Origin of the sequence: Roseiconus nitratireducens (assembly GCF_008629675.1) — a bacterium.
GTDB classification, from domain to species: domain Bacteria; phylum Planctomycetota; class Planctomycetia; order Pirellulales; family Pirellulaceae; genus Stieleria; species Stieleria nitratireducens.
In genome coordinates this window covers 230,135-242,836 of the sequence record NZ_VWOX01000002.1, presented here as the reverse complement: position 1 = coordinate 242,836, position 12,702 = coordinate 230,135, and the positions used below count along the sequence as shown (strand labels likewise).

The following is a 12,702-nucleotide window of genomic DNA, read 5'->3' as shown; positions in this document are numbered from 1 at the left end:
ATGAATTTCCAACCTGTTTCGGCCGTTCCCCGACGCGATTTTCTTTACGGCCTGGGCGCCAGTCTCGGATCGGTCGCATTCTCTTCGATGTTGGCTCAGGCCGCCCGACAGGATACCGCGAAGAATGTCTCCTCCGCTGACGGGGCACACTTTCCCGACGCGAAGGCGAAGCACTGTATTTTTCTGTACATGGAGGGCGGACCGTCGCACATCGACACGTTCGACCCGAAGCCGCAGTTGAGCAAGCTGCACATGAACGAATTTCATCGCAGCGGCGACGAACAATCGGCGATGAGCAGCGGCAAACGGTACTACGTTCAAAGCCCGTTTAAATTCCACCAAGCGGGTGACAGCGGGGCCGACATGTGCGACTTGTGGCAGCATCTCTCGGGCGTTGCCGATGATCTTTGTTTCTTTCGCGGCTGCCAAGTCGAATCCGTCAACCATCCGACGGCGAACTACCACGTCAACACCGGCAACCGCTTTGGTGGCGATCCAGCCCTCGGCGCGTGGGTCAATTACGGCCTCGGCAGCGAGAACGAGGACTTGCCGGGCTTTATCGTTTTGCCGGAACTGGCGTATCCTCAAGGCGGCGCGGCGAATTGGTCCAACGGGTTTTTGCCCACGGCACTGCAGGGAACACCTCTGCGGCCGAAAGGTTCACCCGTTCTCGACATCACACCGCCAGCAGGAATCAGCCGCCAACATCAGCGAGAAAACCTTGACTTCCTGCAACAGATCAACGCCCGCCACGCCAAACGATTTCCAAAGCACGATCAGCTAGAAGCGCGGATGGCGAATTACGAGTTGGCGTTCCGGATGCAGATGGAAGTGCCCGGGGTGCTGAACATCGACGACGAATCTCAGCAGACACTCGACCGCTATGGAATCGGCAATCAGCCGACCGACAATTTCGGACGCCGCTGTTTGCTCGCTCGCAAGCTTGTCGAAAAGGGAGTTCGTTTTGTCCAGGTCTACTGCAGCACGTGGGACTCGCACGACTACATCGCCAAAGCCCACGGGGCGTTGATCCCCACCGTAGACCGCCCGATCGCCGCATTGATCAATGATCTGAAGGACCGCGGGATGCTGGAAGAGACATTGATCGTCTGGATGGGTGAATTCGGACGCACGCCCGACAATGGCGTCCGTGGCGGCGGTCTGGCTTACGGGCGTGATCACAACCCCGACGCGATGACGGTTTGGATGGCAGGCGGCGGTTGTAAAGCCGGGCACACCGTCGGGGCGACCGACGAGATCGGCGCCACGGCGGTGGAAAACGTGCACCACGTGCGAGATTTCCACGTGACGCTCTTGCGTTTACTCGGCCTCGACGACAACAGGTTGACCTATTACCACGCCGGCCGCTTCAAACAACTCAGCCAGTTCGGCGGCAAAGTCATCGAGGAATTGATCGCATGAGACGGTTCCGAACTTGGGGTGAACCCGACGCGTCGATCTTGAAGTTACGGCACGAGCACGCACTCGCTTGCGATTGGTGCTGGTAATCTCACTCAGCAAGCAGAGAATGAAATGAATCAGATTGGATGTCTGCAACTTCTTCGTGTAACGCTGCACGCTTTGATTCTGTGTTTCAGCGTCACTGGGCCGTTGGTCGCATCCGATGCACCACCGAATGTCGTATTCATCTTCGTCGATGACCAAGGTTATTATGACTTGGGTTGCTACGGGGCGACGGAAGTTGCCACGCCGCACATTGACGCGATGGCACAGAATGGGACGCGATTCACGGACTACTACGCCGCCGCGCCCATTTGCAGTCCATCTCGCGCCGGGCTGCTGACCGGTTGTTATCCGCGCCGTGTCGGCAACCATATTTGGGTGCATCGAGCCGATTCACCATTGGGCATTCATCCGGACGAGTTGACGATTGCCGAGCTCTTCAAAGCCCATGGGTATTCGACGGCCTGCATCGGCAAATGGCACCTTGGTTTTCATGAGCCATTTCTCCCGCACAACCAGGGCTTCGATCACCACTTTGGTTTGCTCCACAACCTTGACCCCGTCAAAGTCGTCTATTTCGGTGACAAAGGCGTACCGTTGGTGCGAAATGGCGACATCGTTAAACGTCCGGCCGATCCTAATGAGCTGACTGGACTCTACACCGACGAAGCGATTGAGTTTATCAAGAGGAACAGCGAACGGCCGTTCTTTCTGTACCTCCCGCACACGATGTTGCATCACCCGCTGGGCGTAAGTGCTGACTTCAAAGGCACATCCAGTTGGGGAGAATACGGCGACGCGATTCAGGAAATCGATCACAACGTTGGACGTCTCTTTGATGCGCTCAAGCAGTTCGGCATCGCCGACAATACGGTCGTCATCTACGCCTCCGACAACGGTCGAGGCCCGGGGCGGACGCCGGATCAACACATTCGTGGACACAAACTATCGACCTACGAAGGCGGGATTCGTGTCCCCGCGATCGCGTGGGGACCAGGCGTAGGATTACAGTCTGGCGAGGAATCCTCGGCGGTGGTCCGCGCGATGGACTGGTATCCAACGCTTGCGACTCTTGCGGGAATCAAAGTTCCTGAAGGCCATGTCATCGATGGGCGCGACATCAGCCCGCTGTTGAAAGGTGAAACCAGTTTCGTTCCGCCACCGGGAATGAAGAAATCACTCAACGCAACCGTTCCTCTGCGTCGTCGCTGGAGTCCAGCGGGCGAGTGGGAGCCGATCGTCAAACGCCATGAGTTCAACAATGCATTCTTTTATCATGGCAGCCAGGGCGCTTTGTCCGCGGTGCGTTGGCAAAATTGGAAACTGGTTTTGAATCCCACACTTCAGCTGTACGATCTCGAGAAAGACCCTGGGGAATCGACGGTCGTGCGCAATCGCGAGATTCTAAGGAAGCTTCGAGGGATGGCGATTCTGTTCCAGGAAGAGATGATGCTTGATGCTCGCTCGCCTGGACAGGTTTCACCACCACCAGCCGACGGTAGGACCGAAGTTCCATCCGAAACAATCGCAGGACTGCACAGTCTTCTTGACGTGACCTACGCGCGATACGGGGAACGGACTGTTGGAATGGATATCTTTCGGCCCAAGAACGCCTGGGGACAACTGCCTGCGATCGTTTGCATTCATGGGGGCGGTTGGAGAAATGGCAGCAAAATCCACCACCGGAAGGTTGCCCAGACACTTGCTGCGAAGGGATTTGTGACGGCGTCGATCGACTATCGACTTAGTGGCGAAGCAGCCTTTCCGGCACAGATCCACGATTGCAAAGCCGCAGTGAGATTCCTGAAAGCAAACGCCAGCAAGTATGGAATCGATCCGGACCACCTTGGTGCAATTGGGCATTCCGCGGGTGGTCATCTAGTCGCCTTGCTTGCGACCTCGACTGGGATTCCAGAACTGGAAGGCGATGGCGGGAATTCGGAATTCAGCAGCGCCATTCATGCCGTTGTGCCCATGGGGGGACAGACGGATCTGATGTCCGAACGGACGCTCAACATTTCCAGCGACAAGGATCGCGGCGGCATTTGGCGTCAGTTCCTGGGCGGTTCACAAAAAGACAAGCCGGAAATCTATCGCCTTGCTTCGCCACTGGTTCACCTGGACAGAACGGATCCGCCCTGCCTGATCGTGACAGGTGAGAAGGATGATGGAAGCACACGAGCGGAACGATTCCGACAGCGAATGCAGGAGCTAAACATCCCGGCCGAGCTCCGAATCATCGACGAAGCACCGCATCCGTTTCTTGAAACCCAGGTGTGGTTCGACGAAGCAATGGATGCCGCGGGAGTGTTCTTCTCACAACACCTCAAAGGACCGACGTCGCAATCTCTCGGAAACTGATGCGCGTAGACCGCCGTCGCAGATTCGCGGAGAGTTGGAAGCGGGGGCCGGCAACGATTGAAGATTCTTGGATCGAACGAACTTCGTCGGCGGAAAGTTCGATGCGCAAGGCACAGCAGACGAGAAAAACAATGTTCCGACACAGGTTCATCGGAACATTGAATAGGCACCGCTTGCCCATGGCATCAGGCCTCCGAGAATTTGCGAGCGTGTTGCCGAACGGATCTCGAAGAACATTTCCCGGCCGCGTCGTCGACGGCTGGATCGGACACCGTGCCCACGTAGCGAAACATCACGACCTGCCAGACGAGGATTGGAAACAAGCGGCGAGCGAGGACCTGTTCGGCGGTGTCGTCCGTGCACGCGACAACCAGTCTGGGGCCAGCAACCGAGCCGACCACGGAGCAAAATAAACCGGCCCTGACCGGGGTAACCGCGTCAGGACCGCAATTTAGGCACGCCAAGCAGGGTTCGAACTTCCGACCGCCGGAGTTCCTCGCAGACGAGCAGTGGCCGGCCTTCATCGATCGTCTGTTCGCGGTGCACCGATCGGTGATGTACAGTTTCTGCGCGTCGAATAAGCTTTTCAGCGGACTTTTCAAGGAATGTGTGATGAAGAAAGTGTGCGTTGCAATCGCATTGCTACTTGCCGTCAACGAGGCAAGTGCTCAGGACGACCACGGGAAGGAATACGAAGCATACGCATTCGATGCGTTGTCGAAATACGAGGCGTTTCGCGACGAAATCGTAAGAAAAGGTTACGCATGCATGGCGGTTGGCCTCGCCTACAGTCCGCCGAACCTGAATAGAAATCGCGAAGGCCGAGCAATCCCTTCTCTGTTACTTACAGCGAAGCGTGGAGACGACATGGTTTTCGTGCACTCAAGGAAAACCGCGGCCGCAGTATTTCGAGTAGGGGGACGCGGGGCCGCCGCACTGCCGAGTGTCCGTCCGTATACGACTTGGACATACGAGGTGTTTCGTGAAGACAAGGTAAAATTGTTGGTCAGCGAGAAGTCTGATCCGATCGTGATGAAGCTCTCGAAGTATCTCAAACCGTCAAACGCGAACAATCTCAACGTTCCAAAGCATGATCCGTTCGACGACTGGCTTTCCCCAGCCGAAGTTTCATCACCGCGATTGACGAAAGATCGAACGCGAAGGTTTTTTACCGAAATGGAATTTAGCTCCGGAAGAGATCTTGGCGCGGGGCAGACAGAGGTGGTCTTCAAGAAGCGGTATCCGACGAAAACTCAGCAGTTCCGAATTGTGTTCAGCAAAGCTCACGGGGATATGCCCATCGAAGTGGAAATCACAACACCGGAAGGAGACGTTGAAATCATGAAGAAGCACCTAATTCATGGCAGGTACGAGTGGGCAAAGTCATCTGATGTTTGGCTTCCCCGAAGGATTCAGGCCGCCATGACGGTGTTTTACGGGGCGGACACCAGTCTGGAAGAACTTGATCTCTATCTCAAGTGGCGAATTGGGGATGAGGTTCCATCGGATGTATTTGAATTGAGCACGAAAGATCCTCGAGAGCCCCTCGGTAAGCTGTTTGAATTTGATTACGACCGAGTTGCGGGCGGGCAAACCATCCAGCCTGCGGAAACCCCCTGGTCACTCCCGGAGGAACTATCGCGATGAACGCATCGTTCTTTTTGAGGTTGTTGCAGCTAATTCTCCTTGGCCTTTGGAACTGATCCCTTTTCGCCGTGCTTGATATATTTGACGCCTCTGACGCGATCCAAGACATAGGCATTGATGGGAATCGTTGCCTCAACAATTCCATCAGTTGCCGCGGATACTCGGCTCGCGTCAAGCAAATGCACGCTCGTGATGCCGCCACCGACATTGATTGTCGTTTCGGTCGGCACTCGCCCCAACCTGTCGAAATGCTCGTGCGATGCAAAGGAAACGCTGTTCTGCCGATCAGCCGCACCGGGCCGAAGGCCGCCATTGGACAGCACGTACTCGCCGGATGAGAATCTCAGTAGGTCACCCGAGTGCACGTCGAATGTCATGTAGGTGATTGGTGAGCCACAGAAAAAAACAGTCTTCCCATTCAGCGTCTCGGTAGCTTCCCATACTCGCGATTTGAGTTCCGCGACAGGTGTGACCGTCCCTTCAATGTCATAGCACGACTGAAATGTGTCCGGGAAGTACAGGAAGAACGGATTATCTTTTCTGATCGCTTGATGGTATCCGCGAAACAGCGTGATATCCGCGTTCCATTCCTCCCGAGCGGTCTCAATGGGTTGGTCGCAGCGATATCCCTCACGGGAAAACCGCATCAAGTGTTTGCCGTCCGTCGCGGTGGTTGCGAAGGCGGTCGTATCACCAAAGTCACGCCTTGTCGCCGACGTAGTACAACGTTTTCCATCATGAAATGAGCGGACATGTAGGTTGGTCGGGTATTGGTTGTAGGCAATTTCAAACTCGTAGCGTGCTGGAACGGCAGCGTCACCACGGGAAATGTGAGACTCGACAATCGCCGTCCATTTTTTAGGAGGCTCCTGCAAAGTCTGGTAGAGCGAGCAGAGGTGCGCAATGTCTTGTCTCTCCAATTCAAACTGGTTGTCGATTAGAAAGTCTGCAAACTCCCTTGGTGAAAACAACTCCCCGCGACTGTCCGCTGCACTCTCTAGACGATTCCAAGCGGCCTCTGCTGGCTTGGAGACCGTGCCTATCTCGACTCGGCGATGAATCAGAGGTTTTACCCTGCGGAATCGCGACGCGAATTTGGCAGAGTTTCCACCGTCCTGGGCAGCGCAATCATGCATAGAACCCACATGCAAGGCGACGAAGAAAACAAAGACGTAATTGTGCGTTGCGATTTTCGGCATTGCCTATGACCGTGCGAATTAGCATGTCGACGAATGTTAGACATCGCCGGGGACGGACGATTGAAGCATGATTTTCCCCACTGAGGCCTGCGAGATTTTTTGCGCTAGCAACACTCACAAGCATTTTAAACGTAAGTTTCTAAGATAGCCGATACGCAGGTGTTCAGCCCCCTGGGTGCTGGGTCAAGAATCCGCGGCAGTCTTCGACTCCTGCCCGTGGTGGTGATTCACAGCGTCACCCTGCACGGTTCCTCTGACGGTTGCATGCAGTTGCTCACATCGCAGGCCGTCGCGTGCCGCTGAAATGGAGGGAAGCCGATTGCCGCTCGTTTGCCAGCGGGTCTGTGACGCAAAGTTCAAGGGTGGGATCGGCAGGTTTAAGGGCTCGGCTCTTTATCCACCCCCGCCGGATCGTATTGAAAGTGCCAGTCAGTACGGCGATTCGCTTAAGCCCGCTGGTCGATCACGCGATACACGGTCGGGCGACTGACGCCGGTGGGCCTCGCGATCACTTCCATCAGCCGGTTGACATACTTGCGGGTCAATCTCTCTTTGATGCTGACTTTCCAAACAAGCTCGCAGCGCGGGCGTCCAAGTCGGCCGGATCGAAGTCATTGGGAAGCGCTAGGCCGTTCTGTTGATAGAGAGCAATCGGCGCGGCATTTCGGGCGAATCATGCTTGCCGAGATAGAAGTCGCGCCCCGCGATCGTGCCAACAGATTAGCCGCTCACGTGGTAGCGGCGTGCCAGTGCTTTAGCCTTGGGTCTTGCCATCGGTGGGACTCCCGTGCGAACCCGGACCGAGTTTTTCGGTACAGATTCAGTTTTGAAACGGGGCCGCACACCAAAACGGTGGTAACGCTCAGGGGCGTTATCGTGTAAATGACGGTATTTTCTGTCAGCACGCCCAGGAGGATTCGAACCTCCGACCGTCGGATTAGAAGTCCGATGCTCTATCCAGCTGAGCTATGGGCGCGGGGGATGTTTTCTGTTGGGTACGTTTCGTTGGTACCGACGCTCACCCCTTTCGGGTCGCACGGAGCGGCGTCGCCGGTCGTGGGGACCGAGGATGCCAGTCCATCACTCGACAAATAGGATCGAGCGATTCGGCAGAAGTCTATCTGGCCGGCACTCTGTCGGCAATGTGTGCCATCGCGCGGTGACCTGGCTACCTGACTTCCCGATTCGCGGGGAAGTTCGCCGATGAGCGTGAAAAGAGCGGCGTCCAAGCTGAACAAATCGCACCCCGGATTCCCCGCGGCCTGAAACACGGGGGTTACTCTGCTACCCAGCCCTTGGCGCACGATTTGCTAACCCTGCGGCGGAGGCTTTGGAAATGACACCGCACAACGCCCGTCTTGAAATCGGCCGCGAGATTTGCCGCCTGCACATCGATCCCAGCGTGGCAACTTTGAATGTCGTCCCATCCGAGGACGGAGCATTGGCCGCGATCGTCACGATGCAGATTTGGGGACTGTTCGTTGAAGGTCCCGCGACCGAGATTCTGCGCGTGTTTCAGTCCTCTCAGACTTGGTTGGACCTGGTCGATGAACTGGCATTTGCCGGACTGTTGATTCATCGTTGACCAGTCGCCGCCAAACCCCGGCGATCCCCGCGTGCACGCTCCCGCATTTTGCGTCGTGGCTTTCGAACGCAGTGCGGGGGCGCCGGTCTTCTCTTCGCGATCAATTCTGACGGAGAAAACGTTAGCGTGCTATCGATTCGAAACGTGGCACGACACACATTTCCATTTCCCGTCCGTTTTGACAAACACTTCTGTCCATTGTTGAATCTCGTCGAATGGCTTGCCATACGCTTCCCCTTTGATCGGGCCGTGACCGATCACAATCGCAACGTTTCCAAACAATCGGACATCGATCCCTCGTGTCTGGCAGGATGTCACGACAAACGTGTCGCTGGTCCACCTTTCCACATACTCTTGCTTGTTGAGAGCGTCGCCACTCGGGAGGACGATTTTGAAATCGTCGGCAAGATTGTTCTTCAACCACGTGCCGGTACCCTCGACCAACGATTGGCCAAATTCCGCGTCGAGTTTTTTGATGTCGGCGATGTCGTCGGCCGACGCCCAGCTAGGCGAAAGAGCGACAAGGCAACAACATGCGAACGCAACGGATTTGATGTTCAACATCGGAAACCTCTCCAGTTTTTTGAATTGTGCCCCGGGACCTCGGACCAATCGAAATTCTTCGTCAACCGATGGTGCTTGCGTGACGGTACTCACCACACCGCATACGGTCGCGGTACCCCAGAGCGCCGGGCGACGTCGTTGGCTGCCGTCCGGAGCAACGGCGATTGTACGACACGGCTCGCCAGAGGGGTTTGGTGATTCTGTTCCGGGAGGGAAATTTGAGCTAACATCGAGCCGCCGGCAGCTCCGGCGTGTTGATTGCCCCCTGCACTTTGCGTCGGGTCGATGTCGACGAAGTTCTGGCACGGACAAACAGGCAGCCCGAAACGATCTACGGCATTCTGCGAAAAAGCTCCACGACTGAATCGGATCGCCAAATTCGATAGACTGGGGGTCGAAGTACCTGATCGAAACTCCCTGCCGGGCAATCGAGGAGGCCGTCATGAAGATCCGTCGGCGAACGGTTGCGGGGGCCTTGGTGGTGGTGGCGGCCGGTTTCCTGTTTTTCGTGTTCCTGTGTCTGATTCCATTCGTTCGATTTTCGCCTTCCTGGACCTTTCCCGCCGAACACGCCGAAGTCGTGCCCAGCGATCCGTGATGTTCTGTCACCCTGCCCGTTGCCAACCGTCGCGACGGCCACCGTGCACTCGGCTGGTCTTGGCAACGTTTGTTGCGGGAAGAATTCTTTCGTGAGCGATCCGAACCCGTACCAGCCGCCGGAACCGACCGAGCCTCCAGCGCCCGAGCCGAGAAAGCGGAAGGGGTTGTTGGAGTTCAACGCCTTCGAGCGCGTCGTCGGTTACGCTTCGTGGGGCTTCATTGCCGTGATGCTGGTCATCTACTCGATTCGTTACTTGCTGTCGGTGATTTCATCCTGGGGGCTGTGACAAGCCTGGTTGGGATCCGCTCTCGCTCAGGTACATTCCAGGGAGGTGAGGATTTCCTTACCTCTCGCTGAAGCGGATGGCTGTCGCCGCTTCGCGGCTGGTGGTGTTTTGGGCAGCCGTGTCCGTCGGCTTGCGCCGACGGCAGGGGGCTGGCGTCGCTTCGCGACTGGAGTCGAAACACGACGTCGTACCCAGCATCCGCATTTCAACCCTTCCACGAAACTGTCTCTCCATTTGAGCTTTGGTTCCATGACTTGCCGAAACGTTTTTGACGGCTGTTGTCGATCGACTCGTGACCGGATCCGCCGCGGTCGTTGGCGGCTTCTCGTTGCGTTGTTCGCCGCCTTCGCGAGTCTTGGTCCGATCCCTCCCTTCACTTCCCACACTCAGGCTCAAGAAACGGTGCACGATCCGAACACAGACGAGCCAGCGCACACGAATCGTTTGGCCAAGGAAACCAGTCCCTACCTGCTTCAGCACGCCCACAATCCCGTCGATTGGTACCCCTGGTCCGACGAAGCCTTTGAGAAGGCGAAGCGAGAAGACAAACCGATCTTTCTGTCGGTCGGTTACTCGACGTGCTATTGGTGCCACGTGATGGAGGTGGAATCGTTTGAGGATCCCGAAGTTGCCGCGGTGATCAATGAACACTTTGTTCCGATCAAGGTCGATCGCGAAGAGCGTCCTGATCTGGACGAGCAGTACATGATTGCCACCCAGTTGATGACGCAGCGCGGCGGGTGGCCGAACTCGGTTTGGCTGACGCCGGATGGGCGGCCCTGGATGGCGGGAACCTATTTTCCCAAGCAGCGGTTCATTGCGGTGTTGAAGCAGTTGGATGAGGTCTGGAAGAATCGCCGTGACGATGTACAGAAACAGGCGGACATGCTGGCGAAGGCGGCCGAGCGGTTGGGCGAATCGGGCTTCGAGGAACGTCCCGAACTGTCGGCGGCTTTGGTCGGAGAAGCGACGGCGCAGCTTGCCGCGGGCTACGACGAGGTTCATGGCGGATTTGGCGGTGCCCCCAAGTTCCCACCGCACGGCACCCTGCAATTGCTGATTGAACAATACCGCGTCACCGAAGATGCTTCGCTGCTGCCGCCGGTGACGCAGACGCTTGATGCGATGTGGTTGGGCGGGATCCACGATCATCTTGGCGGCGGTTTTCACCGGTACGCCACCGACCGTGAGTGGCTTTTGCCGCACTTTGAAAAGATGCTGTACGACAACGCGCAGTTGATGCGCGCCTACGCCGACGGCTTCGCATTGACCCGTGAACCACGTTACCGCGACGCCGTCGCCGACATCGACCGGTGGCTCCGTCAGGAAATGACTTCGCCGCAGGGAGCGTTCTATTCGGCGATCGATTCCGGCGAAGTCGGCAAGGAAGGCGAAGCCTACGTGTGGCCGATCGAGCGATTGTCGGAAGTGTTGACTCCGGAGCAAGCCGAATTGTTCGCAGAGATTTACCAGTTCCGGCCGGAAGGGAATTTCCGCGAGGAGTCGACCGGCGAGCAAACGGGAACGAACATCCCGCACCTGGAAGCGTCGATCGAGACGATCGCTGAGCAACGAAAGACCGACCCTGCAGCGTTGCGGAAGCGGCTGGCAGCAATCCGTTCGGCGCTGTTGGTCGAAAGAAACACCTGGCCGCAGCCGCACAAGGACGACAAAGTCTTGACCAGCTGGAACGGCTTGATGATCGGATCGCTGGCCTACGCGGGACGTCTGCTGGATGAACCCCGCTACATCCGATCGGCCGAACGAGCCGCGGAGTTCATTTTGGATCAAATGGTTCGAGACGGTGTGCTGTTGCGAACGTATCGGGACGGGACCGCCAAGCTGCCGGGATACCTTGATGATCACGCCTACTTTGCCGATGCGTTGCTCCAGCTGTACCGGGCGACCGGCGACGAACGTTGGCTGAGCCAGGCGACCGCGTTGGCCGATCGATTGCTGGCGGATTTTGAAGACCGCCAAGACGGCGGGTTCTTTTTCACGACCGACGATCATGAGGTTCTGCTGGTGCGGTCGAAGCATCTGGGCGGCGGTGGCAACCTGCCCAACCCGAACGGGGTTGCTGCGAATGTCCTGATTGAACTGTCGGAATTGACCGGCAACCCGGCCTACCGCGAATCAGCAGAGCGAACACTGCGGTCACTGGCGGGACGGATGAAGCAGCAGCCGTTCACCTGTGAGGATCTGTTGGTCGCCACGTCGCGGTGGTTGGCGACCCGCGCCGAAGACGGCACGGGAGCGGCCGGAACAATGACCGCCGACGCCGAGAGCGATCGGTTGGAGCGACGCGTTGGTCCTCTCCGGATTCGAGTCTCCAGCACGGCCACCAAAGTTCGTGTCGACGAAACCTTCATCGTGACCGCGGTCATCGACATTGATGAGGCGTGGCACTTGTACGCTGCGAATCCCGAGGCCCCATTCGTCCAGCCCAGCGATATTGAGGTGGAAGAATCGAAATCGTTGGTGATCGGAGAGACGCAGCGGCCTGAAGGGGAGCGCCGGGTCGACGAATCGTTGGATCAAGCGATCAACGCGTACACCGGGAAGATCGAGTTTGCGGTTCCGGTGACGGTGCGGCCGGAGGCGGTCGATGGTGAGATCAAGGTCACGGTCCGGGTGACGACGCAAGCCTGTGATGATCGACGGTGTTTGCCGGTGGAGGTCAGCTCATTTCAAGTGCCAGTGACAATCGTGTCCGGGGGTGAGCGGGATCGTCCACGTGACTGAACTCGATTGGTTGTTGAAAAAGCGGGAGCGCGGCGAGAGGGGTGGATTGTCGCTCTTCTCGCTGAGGCGGTGTTGCTGTCGCCGCTTCGCGGCTGGTGTTGTTTGGGGGCGGTGTCCGTCGGCTTACGCCGACGGCAGGGGGCTGTCGCCGCTTCGCGGCTAGGGACAGCGGCACTTTCAATCAAAAAACACCATGATTCGCAGTGCAATGAGCGGCAAGGCGCTAGCCGCCGGTGGAAGCGAGGAAACC

General features: G+C 57.3%; 9 protein-coding genes and 1 tRNA gene. 7 read left to right on the top strand and 3 right to left on the bottom strand.

What is annotated here, in order from left to right; all coding sequences use genetic code 11:
- The 3 genes from FYK55_RS03530 to FYK55_RS03520 all read left to right on the top strand — a co-directional run bounded on the left by FYK55_RS03530 (position 1) and on the right by FYK55_RS03520 (position 5,472).
- Positions 1–1,422, top strand: a complete 1,422-nt coding sequence (locus tag FYK55_RS03530; protein ID WP_150074950.1) for a DUF1501 domain-containing protein — start codon at positions 1–3, stop codon at positions 1,420–1,422.
- A gap of 111 nt (positions 1,423–1,533) precedes the next feature.
- Entirely contained in the window at positions 1,534–3,825 is a 2,292-nt protein-coding gene (locus FYK55_RS03525; RefSeq protein WP_150074948.1) for an alpha/beta fold hydrolase, read from the top strand.
- A gap of 357 nt (positions 3,826–4,182) precedes the next feature.
- Complete coding sequence (locus FYK55_RS03520) at positions 4,183–5,472, top strand: hypothetical protein (protein ID WP_150074946.1); 1,290 nt, start codon at positions 4,183–4,185, stop codon at positions 5,470–5,472.
- Between the two features lie 29 nt (positions 5,473–5,501).
- Here FYK55_RS03520 and FYK55_RS03515 read toward each other — a convergent pair whose 3' ends face one another.
- Together FYK55_RS03515 and FYK55_RS03510 are read right to left on the bottom strand one after the other, a co-directional pair.
- The gene (locus FYK55_RS03515; protein WP_150074944.1) at positions 5,502–6,671 is read right to left on the bottom strand and encodes a hypothetical protein; all 1,170 of its coding nucleotides are present in this window, start codon (positions 6,669–6,671) and stop codon (positions 5,502–5,504) included.
- 902 nt (positions 6,672–7,573) lie between these two features.
- A tRNA-Arg gene (locus tag FYK55_RS03510) sits at positions 7,574–7,647 on the bottom strand.
- Positions 7,648–8,007: 360 nt separating this feature from the next.
- Between FYK55_RS03510 and FYK55_RS03505 the strand changes: the two genes are divergently transcribed.
- Complete coding sequence (locus tag FYK55_RS03505) at positions 8,008–8,256, top strand: hypothetical protein (protein WP_150074942.1); 249 nt, start codon at positions 8,008–8,010, stop codon at positions 8,254–8,256.
- Positions 8,257–8,385: 129 nt separating this feature from the next.
- Here the strand turns inward: FYK55_RS03505 and FYK55_RS28910 are convergent, their stop codons facing one another.
- The gene (locus tag FYK55_RS28910) at positions 8,386–8,820 is read right to left on the bottom strand and encodes a nuclear transport factor 2 family protein (protein WP_161604281.1); all 435 of its coding nucleotides are present in this window, start codon (positions 8,818–8,820) and stop codon (positions 8,386–8,388) included.
- Between the two features lie 442 nt (positions 8,821–9,262).
- Between FYK55_RS28910 and FYK55_RS28905 the strand changes: the two genes are divergently transcribed.
- From FYK55_RS28905 to FYK55_RS03490, 3 genes are all read left to right on the top strand, one after another.
- Positions 9,263–9,418, top strand: coding sequence for a hypothetical protein (locus FYK55_RS28905; protein ID WP_161604280.1), 156 nt, complete (start codon positions 9,263–9,265; stop codon positions 9,416–9,418).
- A 91-nt stretch (positions 9,419–9,509) separates the two neighbouring features.
- Positions 9,510–9,707 carry a hypothetical protein gene (locus FYK55_RS03495; RefSeq protein ID WP_150074938.1) on the top strand — a complete coding sequence of 66 codons (198 nt, stop codon included), beginning with the start codon at positions 9,510–9,512 and terminating at the stop codon, positions 9,705–9,707.
- A gap of 402 nt (positions 9,708–10,109) precedes the next feature.
- Positions 10,110–12,452 (top strand): thioredoxin domain-containing protein, encoded by a 2,343-nt coding sequence (locus FYK55_RS03490; protein WP_161604279.1) that lies wholly within the window; start codon positions 10,110–10,112, stop codon positions 12,450–12,452.
- Positions 12,453–12,702: the final 250 nt, after the last annotated feature.